We start from the raw sequence: 26,716 nt of genomic DNA, 5'->3' as shown, positions 1-26,716 counted from the left end.
TGCGCGCGGTGGGCATACTAGCCTGCCGGCGCAACCACGCCAGTATAGTAGAAGCCCAGCGCAACCACCACATACACCGCCAGCAGCTGCGCGCCTTCGAGCCAGTTGCTTTCGCCATCGACCGAAACCAGCGTGGCCGAAAACACCGCCAGCGTCAGCGCCACCACTTCAAACAGGCTAAAGAACAGCGTCAGCTCGGGCCCGAACAGCAGGCTGATAAACACCAGCAGCGGGGCAACAAACAGCGCCACCTGCATGCTCGAACCGAGCGAGATCGAAAGCGACAGGTCCATCTTGTTCTTCAGCGCAACCTGCACGCCCACAATATGCTCGGCCACATTGCCCACGATCGGAATAATGATCACGCCCAGGAACAGCTTGCTGATGCCCAGGCTCTCGACCACTGGCTCGACCGCACCAACCAGAAATTCGCTCAGAAACACAATCGCGACTGTGCTGGCCGCCAGCACGCCCACCGACATCGGCACGCTCCACCTGGCAGTATGCGTTTCGTCTTCGTCGCTGTGGTCGTCAACGCCGGCATGCTCTTCGCGCTGCGGTGTGCGGAAGGTATACACCAGGCTGAGCACATAGAGAAGGATCAGAATACCCGCCACCCACAAGCTGAGATGGTTGAGCGCCGGGTCGTTGACATTGGTGTTGAAAACGTTCAGGCTACCCAGATTCAGCTCGTGCAGCAGCTCAAACAGCGTTGGCACGATCAAGCCAATCACCGCCAGCGTCATCATTGTGGCCGAAACGCCAGCCAGGCTGCGATCGAACTTCTGCGTGCCATGCCGCAGGCCACCGAGCAGCAGGCTCGCGCCCAGGATCAGCAGCAGGTTGCCAAGGATCGAACCAGTGATCGATGCCTTGACCAGATCGAGCTCGCCCCGACTCAGCGCCACAATCGTGATAATCAGCTCAGCCGCATTGCCGAGGGTGGCATTCAGCAAACCGCCGATTTTCGGGCCGGTGTGAATCGCCAACTCTTCGGTTGCTTCACCCAGTAAACCTGCGAGCGGAATCAGCGCGACGCACGAGAACAGGAAAATGAGCAGTGGACTCCATTCCATGAACTCGGCCACAACCGCAAGTGGCACAAAAATGAGCAGATAGCGCAGGTACTTCAAGGGCGCGCTCCTTCTCCTTCAAGCTCCCCAAAAATTCGGCAAAAGTTTCGTTTCCGTGGGCGGCGCTATGATACCATACTTCTCTTGCCGCCCTGCGAATGCCGCTGCTATATGGATCGCAGGCCCTGAAAAGATGGAACTACGATATGCGCTCGTACAGTTTTGCTCCTTATTCATGGCTTGCGTTTCGCGGGGGAAAGGAGTAGGATATATGCATTAGGGCGCGGCAAATATGCGCCCAGCCTTGAACACGGCAATGCAGCCGCACCATGGCTGTTGCTGTGTTTTCTTTTGCCGTTTACGCGATGATGCGTGCTGGCCTTTCCTGGGCCGTACACATCATCGTGTTGTTTTGTGGAGGGAGAGAAGAGATGCTTTCTGATAATGAAATTCGTGATTTGTTGCAGCGTGCACGCACGGTTGCAGTGGTGGGCATGAGCGACCGCCCCGAGCGCGATTCGTTTGCGGTTGCGCGCTTTCTGCAGCGCAGCGGCTACCGCGTCATCCCAGTCAACCCGAACCTGAATGGGCGCGTGCTTGGTGAACGCACGTTTGCAAGCCTGCGCGATATTGGCGAGCCGGTTGATATTGTTGATATTTTTCGGCGGCCCGAGTATGTGCCCGGCGTGGTCGATGATGCGGTTGCGATCGGCGCGACGGCAGTGTGGATGCAGCTCGGGATCGTTGCCCCGACTGCAGCTGTGCGCGCCAAGCAGGCTGGGTTGCAGGTGGTGATGGATCGCTGCCTGGCGATTGAGCATCGCCGGCTGATGCGCGAAGTCGAAAGCGTCCTGTATTAGCTGCTACGCCTCGCCCGCAGAGGTAGGCAGGTGCCTGCCAGTTTTCGCTTCCCCGCGGCCTTCCCCTCCCAGCCCACTGCTAATGCTCGGGTAGCGGCGCCCCGATCACAATGCGAAACCCCAGGTGATTGCGCCATGACGTCGCGGGCAGGCGGCTGCGATAGGTGCAGCGCGCGTGGGTGGGGTTAGTCGCGTGCGACGAGCCGCGCAGCGTATATACACCCTGCTCGCGAAAGCTGCGCTGGGCGCCAGGGTAGCTGGCGTATTCGCTGGCCGTCCACTCCCAAACATTCCCCACACAATCCTGCAGGCCATATGGGCTGGCTCCATGCGGGTAGCATCCTACTGGCGAACTTGTCCAGTTGCCGCGCGCTTCGGCAGTGTTGGCGTATGATGCGCCCCACTCATCGCCCCACGGGAACTTGCGCTTGATTTGTTGCTGCGCGTCCCAGCTGGCTGCTTTTTCCCACTCTTCTTCGGTTGGCAGGCGCACAATCTGCCCGGCGGGCAGCAGCCCGTCGGCGCGCAGGCGCACGGTAAGCCAGCGGCAGTAGGCTACTGCATCGTGCCAGCTAATGCTGACAACCGGGCAGGCCGGGTTGTTATAGCGTGGATCATACCAGTGGCGCGGTGGCGCTTGCAGCGGCATGGCGGCGAGAAAGCGGGCGTATTCTGCGTTTGTGACCGGGTAGATACCGATGGTAAATAACGGTAGCACAAAGGTTTGGGCCGGGCGCTCATCGTCATATCCTTCAGCTGTACCGAGAATAAACTCTCCGCCAGGAATTGTGGCCATGTGTGGCACTGCATGTGCAAGCCGCGGATCGCCAAGCTTGCCAAGCAGCAGCCCGGCTTCGATGCGCTCAGCCACGCTCAGTTCCGGGTTTGTGATGCAGGCCACCAGGCGTTCGCGCACTTCGCCGCGCAGCGAACGATTTGCCCAGGGCAGCTCGCGCATTTCGAGCAGGCAGGTAGCGGCAAAAAATATTTCGCTGGTGCTCGGGATGGTACCAGCCGGCGGGTGGAGAAGCAGGCGCACAAATAAACGCGCGATATGCGGAATGCCGCGCAGCTCAAGCTCGCGGACTCCATGGAGCAGTGTTTCGCGCCAGTGGGCCGCGTGGCGATATTCGTAGGCGCGGGTTGGGAAATCGGGTTGGGCAGCGAGCGCCTGGCCAGCCAGATATTCGCGAAGCTGCGTGTTTGGCATGGCATAGGTGCCATTACTGGTCTGCACTAATAGTAAATTCCGACAACACCAGTCCAGTATGTTCAGGCAGGCCGCAGGATTGGATTGTGTTCGCAGATGCAGTTTTTGCAGTTCGGCGCTAATCAATGCCTCAATCTCGGCCATCAGCATGGTCGGCTCGTTGTCGGGATTGCGCTGCGACTGAACCTGCAAGGCCAGCGCCAGTGGTTCCACCAGCGCGAGCCGATTGCTAAGGGCGAGCCACTGAGTACCTTCCAATCCCTGATTGACCTGGCGAGCAGCGTCGGCCTGGCCAGTTTGCCGACCGCTTAGGAAGAGGTTTGCGAGCCGCTGCAGAATCATGTGCCGGTTGGCCGGCAAGGCATAGCCTTCGGCATGAACCAGCACGCTAAGCGCCAGGGTTAGTGGTGTGCGGGTAAATACGCCCAGGCGCTCATCGCCAAGCAGCAGCGCTTGAAATTGTTCAATACGCTCGTTGGTGATGATCAAAGCGGCCCGATCGGCAACGCTTGAGTACCACCGCTCGATCATCGCCGCAGTCTGCGCCTGATCGGGTGGGGCGAAGGCGAAACGCGCGAAACTTGCGAGCGGCGCCATAGAAACAGGGCGGAATGATGTGCAGCTCAGCACATAGCGATTGAGCGGATAGCGCGCTACAAAACGGCCCAGCGCCATCATATAGGCATGTTCGCTGGCATTGCGGGGCAGGTCATCAATATCGTCGATCAGAATGAGGCACTCGCCGCGTTCGAGCATTGCCTGAATGGTGGGCACGAGGTCGCTAAGGTTGCTGTATTGCAGCCACCCTTCAATCGCTTCCCAAAAAGCGCCCAGTGTTGGAATCGACTGCTCGTTTGGGGCGGCGTTGCTGCGCGCAAGTGCTGCGGCGATGTTCGAGCCCGAGAGAGAAATCGGCAGCGGGGCTGGCGCGCTCCAGGCTGCTGCGAGCACACTGCTCTCGGGGTCGCCGGTGGCTTGGGCGGCACATGCAAGAGCAAGCGCATGCAGGCTGGTTGTCTTGCCGCTGCCAGGTTCGCCCTGAATGATCAGGCGCGCGCCGGGCTTGCTGGCGTGCACAAAAAGGCTCGCCGCCATTTGCTGCCCGGGCTCGGGCGCTGCGGGTATGGCGAGCGCCGTCAGCGTGCGGTCGACATACAGTGCCGAAAGCTGGCGGTATTCGTCTTCCCAGCCACTGAGCCCTGCCAGCGGCAGATAGCGCAGCTGGTCGAGCAGCATGGATTGATAAGCACGCAGCAGCGCCGCGCCGTCGGGCGAAGGCACGGCACTGCTGGTGGGTGCGGCCACCACTGCGGCGGCATCACCAGGATGATCGCTTACCTCGATCCCCTGATCGCGCAGCTCGTATTTGATGCGAGCAATATCGTTTCGCGTTTCGTCGAATTGATGCCAGATGTATGGCGGAGTGAAAGCCCCAAACTGGGCGCGCTGAATCTCCAGTAATTCGATCGTTCGGCGATGGACTGCTAGCTGGCGTTGAAGTGCCTCTATTGTTTCAACATCCTGCATAACGTACCGTTAGTTCAATTTGATTCGTAAGAAAATGTTTGATTGTTTGCGTAATGTCGTAAAGATCAAATGGCTTTGCCACAACATGCTGGCATCCTACTTTTTTTGCGGTGAGAATTGCTGGCGCGACGTCATATGCCGTCATAGCAATAATTGGCACTTCGTCGAGCGCCGGGTCGGAGCGAAGTTGAAGCGTAACTTCCCAGCCATCGATACCAGGCATGCACAGATCTAACAAAATTGCGGTGGGACGCCATTGGCGCGCGAGCTGAATTGCCTCGTATCCATTTGACGCTTCGATCACTCGAAAACCCTGATCGAGCAGTGCATATTTGACGACGGTGCGGATATCGGTCGAGTCATCGACGACAAGGACTGTTTCAACGGGCATGGTTTACCTCCTCTGAGTTCAACGTCGTGGTGTGAAGAGCAGGTAGGGGTTGGTACTCCATTGAGGGTTACATAATGCCTCGCCTGGGTGTGCCCTCCTTCCTGTGTGTACTGCTCACTGCATTCTTCCTGGAATTGCAGGGCGCGCCGCAAGGCGCATGAGCCTTACATAATTACTTATCATAATACTAACTCTAATAGTATCGAAAGCGGGTCGTTCTGTAAAGTGGTTTAGGTAACACTAGTGTCACAAAAGGATTGCACCTGAGTCACAATTTGGTATCTTCTTGATTATAAGGAAATTATCAGGAAAGGGCATGGAATGCCCAATACTGCTCGCATTATGCGCATCAGATAGGGCTATTCCCGCGAACAAACGGGCGCAGGCGCGGCGATTTTTTCACATAAATTCGTTGACACTTGGGTAAAGGAGTGGTATACTTTAGCACAAAAGTTCTATTATTACCAGAGTAATGTTATGCGAAATACGAGTATGAACATGAGGTGGAGCCATGACCAACCGCGAGATCGCCGCCATTCTATTCAACATCTCCACGATTCTTTCCACCCAGGAAGGTAACCCCTATCGCATCCGCGCGTATCGGCAGGCGGCGCGCAACCTGCTGCGGGCACGCCATTCCGTTGCCGCACGGGTGGCAGCCGGGCAGCCGCTTGGCCTGCCGCGCCTCGGCAAAAGCCTGACGAGCAAGATCAGCACGCTGGCGCAGAAAGACGCGCTGCCCTTCTACGAAGCGCTGTGCGACGAGCTGCCAGCCGAAGAGCGCGGCCTGATGCGGCTGAATGTGCGCGGCCTTGGGCCGACTATTGCGGCGCGCATCCACAAGGATATTGGCGAAACCGACGCTTCCAGCCTGCGCCGCGCCGCCGCCACCGGTCGGCTGCAACGCGTGTGGGGGGTTGGGCCCAAGCGCACCGCCGCAATTCTGGATGCAATCGGCGGGAGCGAACTGCGCCAGGAGCGATTGCCACTGTAAGGAATTTCGAGCGTGGGGCGGGCGCGGTTTGCGGCGCTTGCCCTGCGCGCCAGGGCTGCTTGCCCCGATAGGAGCACCATGCTACGCCAACGAGGGCTCGACGAACTGTTTGACGAGCTGGAAGAAGCTGAAGATGGACTGCTTGACGCAACGCTGGATGAGCAAAGCACGATTGAGCCGCTGCCCGGCTCTGCCGACGCGCAGGATATGGCCGGCGGATTTCGCACCAAGCTGGCGCTGACGCCGCGCCCCTACCAGGATGATGCGCTGGCGGCCTGGCTTGCTGCCGAAGGGCGTGGCGTCGTCGTGCTGCCAACCGGTGCGGGCAAGACCGTGCTGGCGCTGATGGCGACGGCGCGTTTGGGCCTGCGCACACTGGTGGTTGTGCCCACCATCGAACTGCTCTACCAGTGGCGCGACGCCATGATCGAGCGCCTGGGCGTGGCGAAAAGCAATGTTGGCATTCTGGGCGACGGCCATCGCGAGCTGCGCCCGATCACGATCAGCACCTACGCCTCGGCGGCAATGCCCGAAGCGCCAATTGCCGGTACTGGCCTGCTGATCTGCGACGAAGCGCACCACCTGCCGTCGCCGTCGTACAGCGTCATTCCGGCACGCTGCGGCGCACTTTACCGGCTAGGCATTACCGCTACACCCGAGCGCAGCGACGGCGCGGAAAACGCACTGTACCGCCTGATGGGGCCGGTGGTGTACCAGCGCACGCCAGCTGAACTTTCGGCCGATGGGCATCTGGCGAAGTTCCGCGAGAAGCGCATCTATGTCAACCTTCAGCCGGAAGAAGCCCTGCGCTATGCCGCGCTGACAACTGAGTGGAAATGGTTCGTGGCGCGCAACCGCGGCATGCTGGCGCGCGGCGGCGATTTCTTTGGCGAGCTGATTCGCCGCAGCGGCAGCGACCCGGCCGCGCGCCAGGCGCTGCGTGCGCACCACCAGGCGCGCATGATCGCGCTGAACGCCGAGGCCAAGCTGGGCGAAGTGGCGCGGCTGCTGGCCCAGCACCGCCAGGACAAAGTGCTGGTATTTTCGGAATATACCGCGCTGGTCGATACGATCAGCCGCTCGCTGGCGCTGCCTTCGATCACCTATCGCACTGCGCCCGACGAGCGCAAGCGCACCTTGCAGGCCTTCCGCAGCGGCGCGTATTCCAAGCTGGTGGCAGGCCGGGTGCTGAACGAAGGCGTGGATGTGCCCGACGCGAATATTGCGATTGTGGTGAGCGGCAACAGCACGGCGCGCGAGCATATTCAGCGCCTGGGACGCGTGATTCGCCCGAAAAAGACCGAGGCGGTGCTGTACGAACTGGTGACGCGCTATACCAGCGAGGTGAGCGCGGCGCGTAAACGCCGGCAGAAGCCCGACAGCAAGAGCAAGGCGGCGTAGCGTGGGCGATGGGAAATACAGGCGATTCATTGCGGCGTGCGCGCACGCTTTGAGCATTTTGCTCGGTGATCTCTGTGTTCTCTGTGGCTCATTTCTCTCGCGCAACACGGTAGTTGCTTATATATTCTGAGGGAACCATGGCTTTCAAAACGGCAGATTTCAAGAAAACCACGCGCAGCGCCGGCGACGAGCGCATGCTGTACCCATACACCATTCGCGACGACCGCTACACCGCCTCGATTGGCTATGCCATCGCGTATTACGAGCGAATGGTTGGGCGGCGGCGCGCTGAGTTCGAAGCCGAGACGCTGCTGGAGTTTTTTGGCGATGCCCGGCTGGCGCGCGGCCTGGTGGCGTGCCTGGCGCGCACCTACTCGTGGCGCGAACAAACCTTTGCCGAGGCGCTGGGCGATGAACTGGCCCAGGTGCTGCGCTGCGCGGGCGTGTGCGCGCCAGCAGATATGCGCGCCCGGCTGTATGGCCTTGCAAACGGACGCTACGGCGGCGTGATTCTGCCCAACGAGCGCGCTGAGGCGCTCGAATTTCTGTGCGCAAAGTTGCAGCAGGAAGCAGCCGACGCCGACCGGCCCGCGCCGCCCGACGCGCCACGCCTGACGCCCAAGCAGCTTGAGCGCGCGCTGACCTTAGATTCGGAAGACCAGCAGCTCCTGGTGAAGCAAGGCGCAACGCCCACGCCCGAGGCGATTGTCGCGCTGTACAACTACCACTCGATTGAAACGGCGATTTGCCACTGCGAGGCGCTGCACCTGCAATTGCGGGGCCCAGTGTGGAATATCATCCGCAGTGCGCATGCCCTGGCGCGGCGCTACCGGCTGCGCTACGACGTGAGCGGCGCGCCGAGCACGCTGTTCGACGAACGGTTGGGCCTGACGATCCATGGCGCGCGCGATGCGTTAGGGAACTGGAGCCGCACCGGACGGCGGGTGGCGCGCGTGTTGCTACGCCTGCTGGCCGCCCACCCCGACGCGCTGAGCGGCGGAACGGCGGTGGTGCACTTGCGTGGGCAAACCTTGCAGCTCAAGCTCGACGAGCGCGCGCTCAAAATTCTGGGCGTGGCGGCCGGCCAGAGCGGTGTGGCGAGCGAGCCGTGGGACGAAGATTTTGCCGACTCGTTCCAAAAGGCCTGGGGCCGCGCAATGGTACGTGGGCGCACGGCGGGCTGGCGGCTGCGGCGCGACCCCGAGCCGCTGATTGGGCAGGGCGCGCTGGTGGTGCCCGATTTCGCACTGCAACGCGGGCGCGAGCGGCTGGCGCTGTGCATTGGCACGGGCAAGGCCACCACAGTCGCCATTGCGCGCGATCTGGCGGCGCTGGGTGGCCGCCCGCAAGCGCTGGTCGTTGCGCCCGCGCACGTCGCCGAAGGGTTGCGCGCCTGCGTCGCCCCGCTGGCCACCTACGAGCAGCAGCCGGCCGAGGCAATTGCCGCGCTGGTGACGCTGCTGGAGCGCAAATACCCGCGCCGCCGCCCGGATGAAGTGCTGACACCCTGGCAGCAACTTGAGCAGCGCGTGGCCGAAGAAGGCTTTGTGGAAGAGCAAACCGTCGCCGCGCTGATGGGCTGTTCGACCGACGAGGCGGCGCGCATGGTGCAGCGCTGGGGTGGGCCGGCGCTCCACGCCCTGCCGGGGCTGGGTGTGTGTGCGCCCGAGGCGCTGGGCGAGATCCGCGCACTGATCGAGGAAAACGAGTTGCTGCCGCGCGCGGCATAGGAATGCCATTTGTACAGGCGCGCAGGAAGTTTTGCTCCCTGCGCGCTTTTGTGTTGCTTGAAGTGGGCTGTGCGGCGCGCTATACTGCCATGAGTCAACTACTCGCAGAAAGGAGACAGCGATGTCATCAGCACCTGATGCAGGCAGCAACTCCGACCCGTTTGATCTCCAACGCTTTGTAGACGCGCAAAATGCTGCGCCGGACGCGTGGAATAGTACTGCTGACGCAAAGAAAACTGTGTATGAAACCGCGCTGTGCGAATTGAAGAAGGGCTCTAAACGCACCCACTGGATGTGGTTCATTTTCCCGCAGATTGCTGGCCTGGGCCGCAGCGAAATGGCGCGGCGCTACGCGATCCACAGCCGCGAAGAAGCGCGTCAGTATGTTGAACACCCAATGCTTGGGCAGCGATTGAACGAGTGCGCCGAAGCGGTGCTGGCGGTAGAAGGGCGCTCGGCCAGGGCGATTTTTGATTCGCCCGACGACATGAAGCTCCATTCGTCGATGACACTATTTGCCGCAGTAGCTGGCCCAGAGTCGGTGTTTGCGCGCGTGCTCGGCAAATATTACGCTGGCATGCCGGACGCGAGCACGCTGGCGCTGCTCAGGTCGCACGGGTAGCGCAATATCAAGAAGTGATGCGGACATCAGGGAAGAGCGCCAGCATTGCAATCGCCAATCTCTATTCCCCATCCCTAACCCCTGCGCTGAAAGCGCACAGGGCGAGTTGCCGAATACGTCCAGATCGAGTACACTTCGTCACCGTCTCAATCAAAGCAACACAGAGAGAACTATCATGGGTCGAAAGTCTCGCGCCAAGCGCGACCGCCGCGCGGCAACCAATTTTATTGCTGCGCTCACCGCATGCGAGGGCACCTGGCTCGAGCAGCCGGTATCCAACGAAGAAGCAACCCGTATTCGCGCCGCGCAAAAGGCACTTGAGCCGCACCGGGCCGCTGCTGCCGCGCTCAGCGACGATGAAGAAAAGCTGCAGCGCTTCAGCCTGGAGATCTTTCGCGACGAGCGCTTTGCACCACTGCACTTTGAAGATTGGGTGGTTGAACAAGTGCTCGACCGCTTTGGCGAGCCGCCGGTGACCGAAGATCCTTCCGACACCGCCTTTACCGACTACCTGCGCGCCGCCGTGCAGTGGACGGCGACCTCGCGCGTGCGCCGCGCCATCAGTGGTCAGGTGCTGCGCTTCCTACCCGACTATGTCGATAAAGGGCTGGTTAACGAGGCGCTGGCGATCAACTATAACGCCTACGTCACGGTGATGAGCGACGCCAACACGCCCTTGCTGGTGCAGATGATGGTCGGCGGGCTTTCGCGCTGGTACGACGAGCACGAAGAAGACGACGAGGTTGCGGCCGTCGACGCCGAGTAAGTATTTGCGCTGGGCGCTATTTGCGAGATAACTGCAACCCAAGCAACAGATTACGGTACGTTCTTCTTTTGTGTGCCTATTTTGGTGCGAGCACTAAAATGGGCACATATTTCTGCCGCCCGCAGTGAGCTTGCCGAATCGAAGGCGAAATACGCTGGCTGCGTCAGGCCTGTAATCTCATCGCGACCAACCCATGAAGGCGGCGCGCTCGCATTGCCTAGTAGACGGGCGGCGAGCGCGCCGCTGTATACTGTGTGGGAACACTATGCGTTTTGTGATTGCAGGGGTTGTGATGAGTTTTATGCTTGTGGCGTGCGGCGCGGCTGTGCCGGCGCGTATGGCCGAAGCGCCGACGGCGGGTGGGGCCGCAGCTGACGCGCGCTTTCTGGCGCTGGGCGATTCTTATACGATTGGCGAAAGCGTGCCCGCCGCCGAACGCTGGCCGGTGCGGCTGGCGGCGCTTGTGCGCGCACAGGGCGCGGCGCTGGATGAGCCGCAGATCATTGCGCGCACAGGCTGGACGACCGATGAGCTGGATCGGGCGATTGACGCCGCCGCGCCGCGTGGCCCCTTTGCGCTGGTGTCGCTGCTGATTGGCGTGAACAACCAGTATCGCGGGCGCAGCGCCGAAGAATACCGCGAGCAGTTTCGCGGCTTGCTGGCGCGGGCGGTGGGCTTTGCCGGCGGCGACGCCGGGCGCGTGCTGGTGCTGGCCATCCCCGACTGGGGCGTGACGCCTTTTGCCGCCGGGCGCGATGCCGCGCGCATCGCCGCCGAGACCGACGCCTTCAACGCGATCAACCGCGCCGAAACTGCGGCCGCCGGCGCGCGCTACGTCGATATTGCGCCGATTGCGCGCCGCGCCGCCAGCGAGCCTGCGCTGGTCGCTGGCGACGGGCTGCACCCTGCCGGCGCGATGTACGCCGAGTGGGCAAAGCTTGCGCTGCCCGAGGCGCTGGGCGCGCTGGGGCGGGAATAGCGCGGAGAAGCGGCTTGGGCGTATGCGATACGCCCAGACAAGAACCGCAGAACCAAAATCTTTCTGTTGTGAGCAGATCGGCACGAAATCTATGAGAAATCGACCTTTAGCATGTATGAGTAATTGTCGCCTAGCACATTAAACTTATCATCGTTGATATAGAAACGAATAATATATTCGTTCCCGCCTGTTATATTATTACATGTTCGTGGAGACGTGATTTCAGCAGGCTTCGTCCAAAAGCAGCCCTCTATAGGTTGATTTGTATTGCTCGCATTATATACGACAATTGCTGAATCATTAGTATTTTTGACGATGAGCGACAAGTTTGTTATTGACACCACCATGGTTTTGCTGCCGGGGGGAGCTTTGATTCGATAGTTGTCCTGCCGTAAGCTATTGCCGATATGCTCTTCCTTGAAGCAAATTGCGGCGTTGATGCTTATGCCAGCAGTTAACAAGGGAAGGCTGCCTACATTTGAGCGATCGTCATTATTGGTTTCATATTTGTCGTTCGGGCAGATTTCGGGTGGGGCTTGCGGACTTTTCTGCGCGATTGGCACATATATTTTCGACGGGGTGCCAATGAAGTTGAAGGTTGTATTTGTTGGCGTTGTGACACTGAGGCTGAGTGGCGTGAATGTATAACCAATTTTGCTTGCCTGAATAGTGTAATTCCGGGCAAGCAATCCGCGCAGGATATACTCGCCATTGCTATCGGTTGTTGCTGCATGGCCAGCATTATCGCGAACAATTGCTCCTTCTAACCCCTTTTTGGCCTTGTTAAGAACAAATCCACGGATGCTATAGGTGGTTTGTGTTGCTACGACCAGCATGAAGGCGTCTTCCAAACCGCCACGCCCTGCGCCAAACAAGGCATTTTCGGTGATTGGGAAGTTGTTGGCATTGGTCATGCCCACAACCATAGCATTAGCCGAGCTGTCGAGCGCAATGCCGAACGCATAATCCTGCTTGGAGATATTGCCTTCTTTGGGCGAACCAATATAGGTGCCATAGACAAGATTTTGGCCATTTGCGGCAATGCGCGCCACGAATATGTCGTTGGAGTCGTTATATTCGCGCAGGTAGGCATTGCTGGTGGTCGGGAAGTCGTTTGAGCCTGTGTCTCCAGTGATAACAATATCGCTATTTGGGCCAAGCGCAAGCGCGCACATTTCAACACACTCCAGGCCATTTCCGCCTAACCACGAGCTGTATGCGACTTCGCCACTGGTTTTGCCAAGCTTCAGCAGAAACGCATCTGTGCCCCCATCGAACGAGCTATCGTAGGGCGTGCCGGCGCTGGGAAAGTTATTGGGGTTATTGGCGCTGCCCACGATATAAACGCCACTTGGGCTAAGCGCAATGTCTTTTCCAAAGTCGATGCCGTCGCCGCCATACAAGCGGCTGAGCAATGTTTCGCCAGTGCCAGCAGCTAGCTTGAGCAGAAAAGTGTCGATGTTATTCGCTGCGCCGCTGCCGATGCTGGCGGGGAAATCGGGCGAGTCGGTTGTGCCAACCACATAGGCAGTGCCGTTCGGTTCGACAGCGATAGAGCTGGTAGGACTGATGACAAGTGTTGTTGTGTACAGATCTTCATATGCAACCTGATCGTTTTCTTTGCCGCTGCCGCCAATATACCGGCTGTAGAGCAAGCTGGAGCCAGCCGGATTGAGTTTTGCGACATAGGCATCTGAAGCACCATGCAGGCTGCCACTAGCAAGCGGAAAACTGCTCGATTCAGTTTTGCCGGTGATATACGCGGAGCCGCTTGCGTCAATTGCAATGTCATATGCGGCATCGTGCTCGTTGCCGCCGATATACGTGCTATAGAATAAGTCGGTGCCAGTGCTATTTAATTTTGTCACAAAAATATCGCCTAACGCATTTGGAACAGGTATACATTCGCCGTTTGTGCCGCACGTTCGATCGAATGCGCCCTGGGTGGTGGGGAAGTCGTCGGCGTAGGTAAAACCAGTCACATAGGCATTGCCGGCCGTATCCACTGCAATGCTGCGGCTGTGGTCGTCTTCGTGCGAGCCACCCAGGAAGGTTTCGTATACGAAGGTTTTGATGCCAGGCTGGAATTTAATAATGAAGACATCGCGATATTTGAGATCGCCGGGGTCGAACGCGCCGGGCGACGTAGGCAGATCGAGCGAGTATGTATCGCCTGCAACATAGGCAAAACCATTGGCGTCGGTAGCGATCGCAGTGCCAATATCAACTGCGCTTCCGCCCAAGTAGGTGCTGTAGATCAGGCTGTCGTCGTTGTTGGCGGCGGGGGCGCTGGCAGCGGCAGGTGCGGCGCTGGCGGCCACAGGCAGCTGCACAGTGCTGCCGTGCAGGCTTGGGCGCGCGCCACCAAGCGGCAGCAGGGGCGTGCCGCCGGGCGTGGCGGCGCTGAACAAGGGCAGGGCGATTGGGCCAGCCGCTGTTTGCAGGTGAATGGCCTGCGCGTCGAGCGCAACTGCGTCTGCGCCGTCGATCTGCAGGCGCACCGCTGTTAGATCGGCGCTGCTGCGCGCCACCAGGCGCGGCGCAAGCCGACCATCTGCGCCAGTCAGCTCCAGATCGACGCCGGGGTAGAGATCGCGGTAGCGCACGCCCGACCAGGTTGGCACCGCGCTGCGCCAGCGCTCACGCGAGCCGCGGAAATAGGAGATCTGCTGGTCGAGCCTGCCGAAAGGCTCAAGCTGCGGGTGAAGTGCCGCGCCGGCGAAGCTCAGCCGAATGTTTGCGCCACGGGATTGCTCGTCCTTCGGAGCCTGCGCCAGCCAGATTGCGTCGTCGGCGGCGAAGAGTGTGCCGCCTGCGCCTTGCAGCGCAAAGCGCGCGCCGGGCGCAAACTGCCCAACGTTTTCGACGAAGGTGAGCGGTTGGGCGGGTGCTTCGGCTACCGGCGCGGGAGGATCGGCGGGCGCGCTGCGCGCAGCGACGGGCAGCAGTGTCACGAGCAGGACGAAACACCCAACCAGGGCGGCAGTGTGCAGGCTGCGGGGCATAGCAGAATCTCCTCGAAGCTGGCGGGGCGTCAATTTTCCTTTGCTCGGAACACACAGGCTCGCCAGCTGGGCATCTGCTGGCGCTGCGCGTTCGTTGCGCGGCTTCTATATTCTGTTGGGCACTGGAATAGGTATACTATAGCGGATCGTGGGCGCTGCTGTCAATATTTGGGGCGATGAATATTTTGACATCTCTATGGAAGTGTTGTCAGTTCGCCTGAACGTATAGAGCGAAATATACGGCACTACAAAGCCAAAGTCGCAGTACCGTATGTTTCGCTTCAGGATTGCGGCGTTTTTGTGTTAGCCCACGCGTGCCAGCTTGTCGGGGTTTGCCATCACATACACCGCGTGAATTCGCCCGTTCTCGACCGCAACCGTGAGCACTGAAAAGACCTCGCCCTCGGCGCGAATGATTGCAGCCGGCTCGGCATTCACCTCGCCGAACTCAATAGAGTAGCCATCCGGCAGGAAGCGCAATGTGCCGGTCGCCATGCGCCCAACCGCGTCGGGGCCGTGGATCGGCTGCAGCGCGGCCTGCTTGCGCTTGCCGCCCGCATCGGTCCAGAGCGTGACGTCGTTGGCGAGCAGCTGCGTGAGGGTAGCCATGTCGCCATGCTGGACGGCGTGAATAAAGCCGCTGAGCAACTGCTGGTGCGTTTCGCGCGAGGGCGTGAAGCGCGGGCGCTGGGCGCGCAGATGTTCCCGCGCGCGGCTGAACGAGCGCCGGCAAGCCACCTCGCTTTTGCCCAGCATGTCGGCAATTTCGGCAAACTCGTAGCCAAACGACTCGCGCAGCAGAAGCACGGCGCGCTCAAAGGGCTGCAGCTGCTCAAGCAGCACCAGGAAGGCCAGCGCGAGGGACTCGGCCATGTCGACGCGCTGCGCGGGGTCGTCGCTTGTGGTCTGGATGGGCTCAGGCAGCCAGGGGCCGATGTACTGCTCGCGCTGGTGGCGGGCGCGCTGCAGCTGGTCGAGGCAGAGCCGCGAGAGGATCGTCGTCAGGTAGGCGCGCAGCGAGCGAATGGGCTGCGGCGGCGCGCCCTGGTAGCGCAGAAATGTTTCCTGCACGGCGTCTTCCGCGTCCATTGCGCTGCCAAGCATGCGGTAGGCTATCGCGAAAAGGTAGGCGCGGTGCGTTTCGAATGATTCCACGGCTGTTCCCTTGCGGCTAGCTGGGCCGGCGCTGAAACGCTTCTTTCAAAATAAACTGGAGCATCTTTGGCTGCGCGGCCACGGTCGTGACGGCGATGGCCTGGTGGACGTACTGGCGCGTGTGAAGCTGTTGCAGCAGGCAATCGGCCAGGTCGGCGCGCGAGGTGTAGCGCTCGTCGAGCATGCCAATCGCCACGCGATAGTCGGTGACGCTGGGCGTTTCGAACAGGCCCGACGGCCGCACAATCGTCCAGTCGAGCCCGCTTGCGCGCACTAGCGTTTCCATCTTCCACATATCTTCGTACAGGGTACGCCCGAAACGCCCGATGATCAAGGGCTTGAGCACTTTTTCGAACACAAAGCCGCCGCCAGTGTCGTGGTGGAGCGCTTCGGGGTCGGTTGCGCTGGAGCTGACGCACACCAGGCGGCGCACGCCGTGGGCGCGCATGGCCTGAATGATGTGCTCGGCGCCGCGTGAGTAGACCGAAATTGGCTGGCTGCTGAATGGCACGCCGAGCGTGGAGATGATGGCGTCCTGATCGGCAACGGCTGTTTCTACCTGCGCGTAGTCGAACACGTCGCCGGCCTGGACGCGCAGCAGTTTGTGCGCGATTGGGAAGGCGGCGGGGTGGCGCGTGACGGCGGTGACGGTGTGGCCCTGCGCCAGCGCCTGCTCGGTGAGAATGCGACCGGTCGGGCCGTTGGCGCCAAAAATCGCGATCTTCATCAGTTTCTCCGTGCTGTGGCTGCGGCGCGCTGCCGCAGGTATACAGAAGACGGGAAGCAGGGCGATTTTGGGACAAGCGGCGCGAGCTTTTTGACACAGAAATGCGAGCGCCAGCCACGCCAGCGCCCGCACTTGCTGGAGAAAACGACTGAGCCACCGGAAAGACCTCAAATAACCACCAAGGCACCAAGATTTTGTGCAATCATGAAGCCAGGGCAAGCTTCCAGGAAGCTAATCTGAGTATCGGGTTGAAGTAAAACTGGCTTGAGCTTCCTGGAAGCTGAGTACAAGGAAATTTATTTTCCAGAGTACTGGATGCGCATGCTTATCACTTACTCAAACACCAGATAACTCCGTGTTCTCTGTATTCTCTGTGGCTCAACTTAATCCTTGTACGGGTCGAACACGTCTTCGCCGGCCATGGCCACGCCCAGCGGCGTGAGCGTGTGCAGCACACGGATGCTGCCAGCGTGGGCCTGAAGCACTTCGGGCAGGCGGCGATAGACGTGCGGGCTTTCGTCGGTGCCCGCGCCGCGCAGCTCAACGCCAGCGCGTGTCACCCACTCGCGCATCATCGCGGGCGAGACCGCGCCGGGCCGGATCAGCTCCTGCACGCGGCGGCCATCCTTCTTGACCCAGCGGCGCTTGCCGGCTGCTGCTGTGCGGCTCATCACGCGGCCCGCGCCGTGCACGGTGCTATGCAGCGCGGCGGTGGCTTCGTCGCCCGCCACGCCCTCGACGATCACGCTGATGTCGCCCATCGAGCCGCCGATAAAGCCGCGCTGCCCCGGCCATGCCGGAGTTGCGCCCTTGCGCACCACAATCACCGATTCGCCGCCGTGCTCTTCGCGCCATGCGTAGTTGTGGTGGTTGTGCACTTCGTCGGTGGCTTCCGCGCCGAGGATGCCAAGCACCTGGCTCACCACGAAATCGCGCCCGGCGTAGGCGTAGCGACCGGCCAGCTCCATCGCCTGCCAGTAGGCTTCGCCCAGGTCGGTGCGCAGCGACAGCACGGTTGCCGGCTGGTCCATATGCTCGCCGGGGGCCTTGTCGGCAAAGGCGCGGCCGGCCGCCAGGTTGAGGAAGCCGCTGGCAGTGCGATGGCCCAGCCCACGGCTGCCGAAATGCACACCCACCCACAGCCAGCCCTCTTCATCCTCGAACAGGTCGACGTAATGGTTGCCCGAGCCGACTGTGCCAAGCTGCTCGCGGGCCTGCTGCTGGAGCTTGCCAAGCTGCGGAATATCGCGCCATGCCGGGTCGTCGAACAAGGCGTGATCGCGCGCCTTGCCGCTGGTCTGGCCCACGCCAAACACCACGGTGCGCGCAATCTGATCCATGATCTGCGCCATGTGCGGGCGCACGTCGGCGGCGCGCAGGTTGGTGCGCGCGGCTTTGTTGCCGCAGTTATGCACTACTAGTCCCTGCGCGAAAAATGCCTCAGCGGCGTCGCCCGTGACAATATCGTACACAGGCAACTCTGGCCCGGCCTGCACCGACGCGACACTTACCCAGCAGATTTCTTCGCTGCTGTGGGGCGTGAGCGTAGTGCCGACCGGTCGGCGCGGTGTGCCGCGCTCGTCGTACATCGCGTGGTACACGAGTCCTGGCGCAACGTCGTATTCCGCTGCAACCGTATCGACAATCCCGCGCCAGGGCATGCCCTGCGCCTTGAGCGCCCGAGCGGCATCGCGGGCGGCCGTGCGCGCCTGCACAAGCGCGCCGCGCTGCCAGAGCACGCTGGCCGCCGCAGCGCCGCGAACGCGCTTGGCGTGGGCGTAGCAGAAGCCAACTTCGCCAAGAAAACGCAGCTGCGCAGCTTCGCCGCCCAGCAGTTGCAGCACATAATCCTGGCGCACACCGCGCCCCGGCCCGCTTGGCGCAACGGAAGTTGAGAAGCCAAGCGACTCAAATAGTCGAGCGATGAACTGAATGGCGTGCTGGTTCTCGCCAGCCTGCTTGAGCTGAAGATTTGGCATCTGCGCGCGAAGGAGGCGCGGCGTCACCATTTCCGCGCTGCAAAAGGCCGAAAGAAACTGCGCGCGCAGCCACGGCGCCAGCACGAACAGCCAGGGCATTGGCGCGGCGGGCCATTCCTTCTTGCCCACGGGCGAGCCGAGCACCGCAAACAGCGCATGCAGGGCGCGCGAGTTGACGCGCACCAGCAGCTCGGCCTGGCGTTGCGGGTGGCGTTCGCGGCGATGCAGGAGCGCCTGAAAGCCCAGGCGCGCAAAATCGCCAATGATATCGGCGGCATCGATGGGGCTGGTTGTGTAAATGGCGATATGCTTGCCATCCTTCGAAAGGTGCCCGCCGCCGCTGATGTAGCCAAGCAGGCGCACCATTATCGGGAACAGCGCGCCGTCGGTGGCAAGCGGGTAGAGGCCGTGGCGAGCCAGCGCGGCGGCATGTTCGGGCGCGAGCGCAGGCGCAAGATCGCCAGTCTGCGGCTCGAAGGGCAGGCCAACAAATGGCGCGCATGCTACCACATCGCCGCTGTGGAGCTGCCCAGCTGGCTTCCAGCCTGCCAGCGTGCGCACATGATGGTCGGCAGTGGCGCGCAGCACGCGGCCATTCGCCAGCGTGATAGCAAGCGTTGGCTTGACACCACGCGCAATTGCGCCGAACGACGGCTCGACCAGGCGCACGCGGCCGCCATCCCAGCAGGTGATTGTGTGCTGGGCCGCAACCTGCTCGATCGGCAGGGTGTAGCCGTCGCGAGTTGTGACGAGCGTGCCCGCCGCGAGGCACGAAATATCGTAGCCCACGCCGCTGGGGCTTACCGCCTCGCGGTAGGCGATCACGCCGCCAATTGGCATGCTGTAGCCCTTGTGGCCGTCGGCCATGAGTGCGGCACCGGCCACTTCGGCGTCGGCCGCGCAGCGCGCGATCTGCGCCAGGGTGGCGTCGTCGTGCTCGCCCCAGACGGGGATGCCCTTAACGTAGGTAAACATCGGCGCCCTCCATTTCGCGCAGGGTTTCGCGTGCGATGTAGATGATTTCCTCAAGCCAGGCGCGCAGCTCGGCGCGCGGCAGGGTGGTGGCGTCGGCAAGCCGACCCGCCGAAGCGTAGTCGTGCAGCAGGTCGAGCCGCATGGCCAGCTCCTCCATTCCTTCGGCGCTGTAGTCGCGGCGGATGCGCTCGGTTAGGGCCGGCGTCGGAACGCTCATGGTGGCACCTCTTCTGGTTGGCAAATAGGGCAGCAGGGTGGGCAAACAAAAAGCGTGAAGCTCGCGCTTCACGCCGCAGAGAGAGCTAATGTGTCGAATGAGTATTAGCCATATCCCTCTGCGGCGGAACCTATGCGCGAATCATTCTCACTGCGCAGAATCCATGCGCAACCGAGCATACCCACGCATTCGGTGGCGGGTAACTGGAAGCGATATGGACGATGGCTGAATGATGTGGCGCGCATGGCTACTTCCTGATGTCGAGTGTGGTTTCTTCAAGCATCGCCAGAATGCTTGAGCCTTTGATAAAAATCCGGCGAATACTGTCGGGGCGGCTGGCGACGAGCTGCCCCGAGGCGATCAGGCGCTTGATCGTGCTTAAGCTAACGCCCAGCACGTCGGCGGCCTCTTCACGGGAATACACCGTGTCGGGATGAATTGGTTCGCGTTTCATAAACCCACCTGCTGCTTATACATCCCTGAGAGTGTAGCACGGTGCTTTGCGGTTGTCAAGGGTTCATTTCTCAGGGCTGTGCTGGCGCAACGCCTCGAACACAGCCGCAAAATCGTCGTTGGCGTAGCCCAGGTTGATGGCGATGCGATACAGCTCACGCGCGGCGGCAAGCGTGGGCATCGGCACGCTGTGCTCGTCGGCGGCGCGCAGGGCGTAGGTGGCGTCTTTATGCATCCAGCGCAGTGCGAAGTTTGTGTCGGCGTAGCTGTGGGCCAGCATGAAACCGATCTTGCCCTGCACGATTGGGCTGCCCGGCGCGCCGCCACGAATCAATGCCCCGACCTGCTCCATATCCAGCCCGGCGCGCTCGGCCAGCGCCAGCCCTTCGGCCAGCACAGCCGTTTGCGCCGCGCCCATCATGTTGTTGATTAGCTTCATTGTCGCGCCCGCGCCATTTGGTCCGAAGTGCAGAATCTCCTGGCTGACCGCGCTCAGCGCCGGGCGGGCGCGCTCCAGCGACGCCGCGTCGCCGCCCACCAGCAGCCGCAGCGCGCCATTGGCGGCGGCATCTTTGCTGCCCGTCACGGGCGCGTCGAGCAGGGGGAGACCGCGCTCAGCCGCCAGCGCGGCCAGCTCGCGCACCCACGCGATCGAGAGCGTGCTGCATTCCACCAGCACCGCGCCGGGCTCAGCGCCGCCGAGCGCGCCGTGCTCGCCCAGCCACACCGCCCGCGAGGCCGTGTCGTCGCCAACCATGGCGATGATAATGCTGGCGCCGTGCGCGGCCTCACGCGGCGTGGGGGCCACCCGCGCCCCGCGCGCGGCCAGCGGCGCGGTTTTCGCGGCGGTGCGGTTGTACACATTCACCGGGAAGCCGGCCTTTTGCAGGTTCGCCGCCATGCTTCCGCCCATAATGCCCAGGCCCAGAAACGCTACCGTGTTCATGAAAACCTCTCGCTGTGCTCGCACTTGTCCGCCGGGTATGATACCACCTCGGCCGGGCGCGTGGGAATGCGCCGCGCCACGATTTGACGCATACTTTAGAATGGGCCAACAGTGAAGGAGCGAGTGAATGATCGAATCGCAGGCGGCGCGCACGGTTCCGCTTTCGGCGGGCCAGCGGGCGCGGCTGATTATTGAGATGGTGCCGCTGGGCTTTTTTGTGCTGGCGCTGCTGTTTGTGGTGTTTTACCTGCCCAGGCTGACCAACACGCCGCCATCGGTGGCGTTGATTTTGTTCCTGGGGCTGGTGGTTGCTGTGATGGCATGGATCGCATTGCAGCGGCTGCGCGACCTGATGGCGGGCGTGGCGCTGGTGGAAGAAGACCGGCTGGAGCGCCTGGTGCGCTCGCGCAGCGCCAGCGGGCCGCAGGCGTTCCATGGCCGCTTCGAGCGGCTTGGGCGCATGCGCCTGAGTCGTGCGGCGTACAAGACGGGGCAGAATGGCGCGCGCTACCGTGTGGCCTACAGCCCGGCCAGCCGAATTGTGTGGGCGCTGGAGCCGCTTGAGGGGTGAGCGCAGACCAAGAAAATTTACCAGAGAGACACAGAGGCACGGAGGTTTTGGACAGCGAAAGTCACCACAGAGACACAGAGGCACGGAGATTTGAAGATATGGTTTGAACTATTCGACGCTCCGTTCAGCATGGGCAAAATAGAAGTATTTGCCCGGATTTGGTAAAAACACACGCGGCAGCCGAGCGGCTGCCGCGTGTATTGTGGTCGTTTGTCGGTGGTCTGTCGTCGGCGGTCGCCCGCGCTAGTTGTCTTTCGGCACGATCTCGCGCGGGTCGTGGGCGGCGGGCTTGTCGGCGGTCGCTGCGGTGGCCTCGGCGCGCAAGCGAATGTGCAAATCTTTGAGCTGGCGCTCATCCACCGGCGAGGGCGCGTTGGTCATCAGGTCGGACGCTTGCTGCGTCTTCGGGAAGGCCATGACCTCGCGGATGGTCGCTTCGTCGGCCAGCAGCATCGCCAGCCGGTCGATGCCGGGCGCGATGCCGCCGTGCGGGGGCGCGCCATACTCAAACGCTTCGAGCATGTGGCCGAACTGCGACTGCGCCGTTTCGCGGCTGATGCCCAGCAGGTCGAACAGCTTCTGCTGCACATCGCGGCGGTGAATACGAATCGAGCCGCCGCCCGCCTCGTAGCCGTTCAGAATCACGTCGTAAGCTTTCGCGCGCACCTTGCCCGGGTCGCTATCCATCAGCGGCAGGTCTTCGTCCTTGGGCGCGGTGAAGGGGTGGTGGACGGCGTCCCAGCGGTTTTCGTCGGCATTCCACTCCACCAGTGGGAAATCGATCACCCACGCAAACGACAGCAGGTCGGGGTCGGCCAGCTTCAGGCGGCTGCCGAACTCGCGGCGCAGCTTGTCGAGCGCGGCGGCGACGATTTTGGGCGTGTCGGCCACGATCAGCAGCAGGTCGTCGAGCTGGCCGCCCATCTGCGCCACAATCGCGCTCATTTCCTCGGCACTCACCTGCTTGCCGAAGCTGGAGCGGATCTGCTCGGGCGCGATGCCCTGCTGGAGCGAGGCCCATAGCAGGCCCTTTGCGCCGGCCTGGCGCGCAATGTCCACCACTTCGTCGAGCTGCTTGCGCGAATAGCCGCCCACGCCGGGCACGCGAATGCCCTTGATCTGGCCGCCACTGCCAAGCGCATTGCCGAACACGGCAAACTGGCTGCCAGCCAGCGTTTCGCTCAGGTTCACAAACTCCAGGCCATAGCGCAGGTCGGGCTTGTCGGAGCCGTAGCGCTCCATCGCCTCGGCGTAGCTCAGGCGCGGGAAGGGCGCGACCACGCGCTTGTGCGGCGTAACCTCGCGCACCAGCTCGATCAGCAGGCGCTCGATCAGATTCAGCACATCTTCCTGATCGACAAAGCTCATCTCCATGTCGAGCTGCGTGAACTCGGGCTGGCGGTCGGCGCGTAAGTCCTCGTCGCGGAAGCAGCGCGCGATCTGGAAGTAGCGGTCGTAGCCCGCCACCATCAGCAGCTGCTTGAGCTGCTGCGGGCTTTGTGGCAAGGCGTAGAACTCGCCGGGGTGCACGCGGCTGGGCACGAGGTAGTCGCGCGCGCCCTCAGGCGTCGACTTGATCAGAATCGGGGTTTCGATCTCCAAAAAATTCTCGCGGTCGAGGAAATCGCGGATGAACTTGATCATGCGGTGGCGCAGGATCAGGTTTTTCTGCATGCGTTCGCGGCGCAGATCGAGGTAGCGGTATTTCAGCCGCAGCATCTCGTCTTCGCCGCCTTCTTTGCTGATATAGATCGGGGTGGTTTTGGCCGCGTTCAGAATGTTGGCGACCCCGGCGCGCACTTCGATTGCGCCGGTTGGCAGATCGGGGTTGAGCGACTCGTCGGGGCGCTTGCCGACCAGACCGCGCACCTGGAGCACGAACTCCGAGCGCGCCTGGCTGGCGACGGCGTGGGCCTCGGGCGCGGTGGCCGAGTCGAATACCACCTGGGTTATGCCATAGCGATCGCGCAGATCGATAAAAATCAGCGGGCCATGGTCACGGCGGCGATGCACCCAGCCCGCCAGCAGCACTTCCTGGCCGGCGTGCTCGGGCCGCAGCTCGCCGCACGTGTGCGTGCGAAACATGAACAGCTCCTCTTCCTGCGACAGCGAATAATAAGAACGACGAACGGCCGCGCATATGCGCTCGCTCGCTCGCCGTTGATGCCAAGTGAACCGGCGTATTATACCACAGGCCTTGCTTGCGCCTGGCGAGGGGCGAAGGGTTACAGGTTGCAGGTTTGAAGGTTGCAGGTTGAGGGCGACGAAGGACGAAGGACGAATGAATAAACCGCAGAGGGCGCAAAGAGCGCAGAGGATTTGGATGTTGCCGGTTGCATGTTGAGGGCGACGAAGGACGAAGGACGAACGAAAGAATGAACCGCAAAGGCCGCAAAGGGCGCGGAGGGTTACAGGTTGCCGGTTGCAGGTTGCAGGTCTAACCCCAAAACCCCAGACCCTAAACCCTGTGCGGTTCAGTGCTAACCGCCACCTGTCTGCTGCCGACAGACGACGGACGACCGGCCACGAACGTGTCGTCAGTGGTCGGTCGTCTGAAGTCCATAAGAAGGAAATCTGCGCCATCTGTGGATAAAACGCCCTACGCCGCCCGCGCCATTGTGGTCAGCACGCGCACGATGATCGCCCAGGCGACCACGTGCATCAGCATCAGCGTCGCCACGCCGCCCACAGTTGCGCCGGGCATGCCGCCATTCAGCAGCAGCAGGTCGGGAATGAGCGAAACCACCAGCACGCCAAGCGCAATGCGCTGAAACAGCGTGATCGGGCGGCGCGCAAAGCGGCCCAGCAGCGCAAACACAATCACCGCGCCAAGCCCGTCAATAATCGTGAACACAATCGGCATTGCTACGCTCAGCGGCATAAAGGCCGGGTCGGGCTGGAGCGCGGCCACGGCAACAAAGCGAATGATCACGTTGGCAATCACAGCTGCGGCGATGGCGAGCGGCCCGACCCACAAGAGGCGGCGAAAATCGACACGTTCGGCGGCGGGGGCGGCCGGAGCAGCAGAAACCATTGGGCAGTCCTTTCCTCGGAAGCTGGCCTGTGCCAGCCTGTGCGCCCGAGCATAGCAGCCCAGCGCGCGCCTGAGAATGGCAGAAGCTGCCGGCGCTATGTCATTTTCTGCTGCTCGCGGAAGGCTTGCGGCGCCAGGCCACTTGCGCGCTTGAATGCCTTGCTGAAGTGGAACATATCGGCATAGCCCAGCGCGGCGGCGATCTCGGTCACCGACAGGCTGGTGTATTGCAAGAAGCGCTTGGCCTCGATTACCAGACGCTCAGCGATCAGCTGCTTGGTGGGCTTGCCAAGAATGCTGCTCAGCGCCCTGGAAAGACGCACTGGCGCAATGCCCAGCGCGCTCGCGTAAAACTCAACATCGTGGTGGCGGGTAAACTCGGCTTCGAGCTGGGCCATAAACTGCTGGTAGATGCGGTAGCTATCGCCGGGCGCCTCGGCGGCGGTGAGCGCGCGCTGGTAGATCCGCTCGATGCGGATGATCAGCGCGGCGAGCAGGTGGCGCAGCGCCGTGCCCTGCTGAAATGCTGCCGGCTGGGCGTATTCCTGCTCGAACAGCTCCAGCATCGGCCGTAACTCGGCCAGCGCCGATGGCGTGAGCGCCAGCGTTTGCCACGCGCCAAGCTGGTTGAACAGCGTGGCGTGGTAGTTCCAGCTTGGGCTGATCAGGCTGGCGGGCAGGAAGTCGTCGGTGAAGCGCACGATCCAGGCGTGCAGATCGGCGCCGGCCTCGACCATATGCACCTGGCCGCGGGCAATCAGCGCCAGCATCGGGCCAGCCAGCTCAGTCAGCTGCCCGTCGATGCGGTGCCGCCAGCGCCCCGACTCAATCACAATCAGCTCCTGGTAGTTGTGGCGGTGCGGTGGGTCGTCCCACGGCGTGGGCAGTGTGGTGCCGCGAATGCGCTCAAGCGAACATGTCGCCGGCTGGTCGGCGCTGTGGCTGGCGAGGTCGACATAATCAATTGTTTCGCGTGTCACGATTGCGCGGCCTGCGCGCAGATGTCGAGCGTCGGGCATTCGCACGCAAGCGTCGCCGCCAGGCGCTCGCGCATTTCCTGCATGCGGGCAATCTGCGCGTCCAGCGTGGCGATACGTTGCGGCGCGAGCTCCTGCCAGCGCGTGGCGGGCGGCGTGCCGGGCGCAAAGCCGTGCAGCAGCACGCGAATCTCGGCCAGCGACATGCCCGCGCCCTGCGCAAGCTGGATGAGTGCAAGCGTGCCGAGCGCGGCGGCCGGGTAGCGGCGCTGGCCGGCCACGCGGCGCGGCGCGGCCAGCAGCCCGGCGCGCTCATAGAAGCGCAGCGCCGAGGCGCGCAGCCCGGCCCGGCGCGCCAGCTCGCCAATCGTCAGTTCGTCCATGCGATTGCCCCTTGACTTGAAGCGTGGTTCAAATGATACGCTCAAGCCGGGCACAGCGCAAGAAAGCTGGCCAATAGCCAAAGGAAGGTGTATGAAGCACAACCATGAAATCGCGTTCGCCTGCAATTTGGGCGCGCTGCCGGCAAGCGAGCGCATCGCGCACGCGGCGCTGGGGCGCGAGCTGTTTGGCAGGAATGGAGCGCGTGAGCTGGACGATGGCTACGCCTGGAGTTTTGCCGCCGAGCAGTACGATGCGCTGGCCGGGTTCGTCGGGCGCGAGCGGCAGTGCTGCCCGTTTTTTCATTTCACGCTTGAGCTTGCGCCGGGTGGCGGGCCGATTGAGCTGCGTATTCGCGGCGCAGCGGGCGTGAAGGAGTTTCTGCGCGCCGAGCTGATGGGGCTGGTAGATTAGGGAGTAGAATCAAGGGAGATGCGCAGCATTGCCGTGCACCTCCCTTGATTCGCTGTATCAAAGCTAGCTTCGCGCCAGCAGCACGATTGCCGGCACGCAGGCGAGTTTCAAGGCTTGGCTTTGCGCTACGGGCGCGCCTAATACTAGCGCCTCGCTACTGTTTTGATCGCGTTCCGGACCTGTCAGGATCTTCGCTTCTGCTAAACTGTTGCGAACTTCCTGTGGAAAAGCCGAGTACATTCTTCCAAACCCCCTATCAGGAAACTCAGCAGACACAACCAACCTGTCCGGGCGTCTGCGGCTGGCCCGATTACCAGGCTGCTCGTCGT

The 26,716-nt window shown here is 62.0% G+C and carries 22 protein-coding genes and 1 pseudogene; 9 read left to right on the top strand and 14 right to left on the bottom strand.

Going from position 1 to position 26,716, the window contains the following annotated elements:
- Positions 1-17: 17 nt before the first annotated feature.
- A complete protein-coding gene (gene cax, locus M1P90_RS12220; RefSeq protein WP_483702933.1) occupies positions 18-1,133 on the bottom strand; it encodes a calcium/proton exchanger in 1,116 nt (371 codons plus the stop codon).
- 371 nt (positions 1,134-1,504) lie between these two features.
- On the opposite strand from cax, the gene M1P90_RS12215 reads away from it, so the two are divergent.
- Complete coding sequence (locus M1P90_RS12215) at positions 1,505-1,933, top strand: CoA-binding protein (RefSeq protein ID WP_483702932.1); 429 nt, start codon at positions 1,505-1,507, stop codon at positions 1,931-1,933.
- 79 nt (positions 1,934-2,012) lie between these two features.
- Here M1P90_RS12215 and M1P90_RS12210 read toward each other — a convergent pair whose 3' ends face one another.
- Together M1P90_RS12210 and M1P90_RS12205 are read right to left on the bottom strand one after the other, a co-directional pair.
- Entirely contained in the window at positions 2,013-4,670 is a 2,658-nt protein-coding gene (locus M1P90_RS12210; RefSeq protein ID WP_483702931.1) for an SUMF1/EgtB/PvdO family nonheme iron enzyme, read from the bottom strand.
- Positions 4,657-5,061: a response regulator gene (locus M1P90_RS12205; RefSeq protein WP_483702930.1), complete on the bottom strand. Its 405-nt coding sequence runs from the start codon at positions 5,059-5,061 to the stop codon at positions 4,657-4,659. Before M1P90_RS12205 ends, M1P90_RS12210 begins: the two co-directional genes overlap by 14 nt.
- A 511-nt stretch (positions 5,062-5,572) precedes the next feature.
- On the opposite strand from M1P90_RS12205, the gene M1P90_RS12200 reads away from it, so the two are divergent.
- From M1P90_RS12200 to M1P90_RS12175, 6 genes are all read left to right on the top strand, one after another.
- Positions 5,573-6,055 (top strand): hypothetical protein, encoded by a 483-nt coding sequence (locus M1P90_RS12200; protein WP_483702929.1) that lies wholly within the window; start codon positions 5,573-5,575, stop codon positions 6,053-6,055.
- Positions 6,056-6,133: 78 nt separating this feature from the next.
- Positions 6,134-7,456, top strand: a complete 1,323-nt coding sequence (locus tag M1P90_RS12195) for a DEAD/DEAH box helicase (RefSeq protein ID WP_483702928.1) — start codon at positions 6,134-6,136, stop codon at positions 7,454-7,456.
- A 137-nt stretch (positions 7,457-7,593) separates the two neighbouring features.
- Positions 7,594-9,186, top strand: coding sequence for a DUF790 family protein (locus M1P90_RS12190; RefSeq protein WP_483702927.1), 1,593 nt, complete (start codon positions 7,594-7,596; stop codon positions 9,184-9,186).
- 121 nt (positions 9,187-9,307) lie between these two features.
- Positions 9,308-9,808 carry a DUF1810 domain-containing protein gene (locus tag M1P90_RS12185; RefSeq protein ID WP_483702926.1) on the top strand — a complete coding sequence of 167 codons (501 nt, stop codon included), beginning with the start codon at positions 9,308-9,310 and terminating at the stop codon, positions 9,806-9,808.
- A gap of 175 nt (positions 9,809-9,983) precedes the next feature.
- Positions 9,984-10,574 carry a DUF445 domain-containing protein gene (locus M1P90_RS12180; RefSeq protein ID WP_483702925.1) on the top strand — a complete coding sequence of 197 codons (591 nt, stop codon included), beginning with the start codon at positions 9,984-9,986 and terminating at the stop codon, positions 10,572-10,574.
- Positions 10,575-10,866: 292 nt separating this feature from the next.
- The gene (locus M1P90_RS12175; RefSeq protein WP_483702924.1) at positions 10,867-11,553 is read left to right on the top strand and encodes a GDSL-type esterase/lipase family protein; all 687 of its coding nucleotides are present in this window, start codon (positions 10,867-10,869) and stop codon (positions 11,551-11,553) included.
- Positions 11,554-11,642: 89 nt separating this feature from the next.
- Here M1P90_RS12175 and M1P90_RS12170 read toward each other — a convergent pair whose 3' ends face one another.
- The 7 genes from M1P90_RS12170 to M1P90_RS12140 all read right to left on the bottom strand — a co-directional run bounded on the left by M1P90_RS12170 (position 11,643) and on the right by M1P90_RS12140 (position 21,010).
- A complete protein-coding gene (locus M1P90_RS12170; protein WP_483702923.1) occupies positions 11,643-14,558 on the bottom strand; it encodes an SBBP repeat-containing protein in 2,916 nt (971 codons plus the stop codon).
- 303 nt (positions 14,559-14,861) lie between these two features.
- On the bottom strand, positions 14,862-15,713 hold the full coding sequence (locus tag M1P90_RS12165; protein WP_483702922.1) for an RNA polymerase sigma-70 factor: 852 nt from the start codon (positions 15,711-15,713) through the stop codon (positions 14,862-14,864).
- A gap of 16 nt (positions 15,714-15,729) precedes the next feature.
- Positions 15,730-16,440 carry an NAD(P)-dependent oxidoreductase gene (locus tag M1P90_RS12160; protein WP_483702921.1) on the bottom strand — a complete coding sequence of 237 codons (711 nt, stop codon included), beginning with the start codon at positions 16,438-16,440 and terminating at the stop codon, positions 15,730-15,732.
- Positions 16,441-16,823: 383 nt separating this feature from the next.
- Positions 16,824-19,394: an RtcB family protein gene (locus M1P90_RS12155; RefSeq protein ID WP_483702920.1), complete on the bottom strand. Its 2,571-nt coding sequence runs from the start codon at positions 19,392-19,394 to the stop codon at positions 16,824-16,826.
- Positions 19,378-19,611, bottom strand: a complete 234-nt coding sequence (locus M1P90_RS12150) for a hypothetical protein (protein WP_483702919.1) — start codon at positions 19,609-19,611, stop codon at positions 19,378-19,380. Before M1P90_RS12150 ends, M1P90_RS12155 begins: the two co-directional genes overlap by 17 nt.
- A gap of 247 nt (positions 19,612-19,858) precedes the next feature.
- Positions 19,859-20,065, bottom strand: coding sequence for a helix-turn-helix domain-containing protein (locus M1P90_RS12145; RefSeq protein WP_483702918.1), 207 nt, complete (start codon positions 20,063-20,065; stop codon positions 19,859-19,861).
- 63 nt (positions 20,066-20,128) lie between these two features.
- A complete protein-coding gene (locus tag M1P90_RS12140) occupies positions 20,129-21,010 on the bottom strand; it encodes an NAD(P)-dependent oxidoreductase (protein WP_483702917.1) in 882 nt (293 codons plus the stop codon).
- Between the two features lie 127 nt (positions 21,011-21,137).
- Between M1P90_RS12140 and M1P90_RS12135 the strand changes: the two genes are divergently transcribed.
- Positions 21,138-21,581, top strand: a complete 444-nt coding sequence (locus M1P90_RS12135) for a hypothetical protein (RefSeq protein WP_483702916.1) — start codon at positions 21,138-21,140, stop codon at positions 21,579-21,581.
- Between the two features lie 312 nt (positions 21,582-21,893).
- Here M1P90_RS12135 and aspS read toward each other — a convergent pair.
- From aspS to M1P90_RS12115, 4 genes and pseudogenes are all read right to left on the bottom strand, one after another.
- Positions 21,894-23,666, bottom strand: a pseudogene (gene aspS / locus M1P90_RS12130) (aspartate--tRNA ligase); the annotation flags it as partial.
- 514 nt (positions 23,667-24,180) lie between these two features.
- Positions 24,181-24,615, bottom strand: a complete 435-nt coding sequence (locus M1P90_RS12125) for a DUF6069 family protein (protein ID WP_483702915.1) — start codon at positions 24,613-24,615, stop codon at positions 24,181-24,183.
- 95 nt (positions 24,616-24,710) lie between these two features.
- On the bottom strand, positions 24,711-25,595 hold the full coding sequence (locus M1P90_RS12120; protein WP_483702914.1) for a helix-turn-helix domain-containing protein: 885 nt from the start codon (positions 25,593-25,595) through the stop codon (positions 24,711-24,713).
- Entirely contained in the window at positions 25,592-25,975 is a 384-nt protein-coding gene (locus tag M1P90_RS12115) for a MerR family transcriptional regulator (RefSeq protein WP_483702913.1), read from the bottom strand. The genes M1P90_RS12120 and M1P90_RS12115 overlap by 4 nt, the downstream gene beginning before the upstream one ends.
- Before the next feature lie 91 nt (positions 25,976-26,066).
- Between M1P90_RS12115 and M1P90_RS12110 the strand changes: the two genes are divergently transcribed.
- Entirely contained in the window at positions 26,067-26,387 is a 321-nt protein-coding gene (locus M1P90_RS12110) for a hypothetical protein (protein WP_483702912.1), read from the top strand.
- Positions 26,388-26,716 lie beyond the last annotated feature (329 nt).

It is taken from the genome of Kouleothrix sp. 19917, from assembly GCF_057073505.1.
Note: the sequence above shows the minus strand (reverse complement) of the source record. Positions and strands in the feature narration are given on the sequence as shown.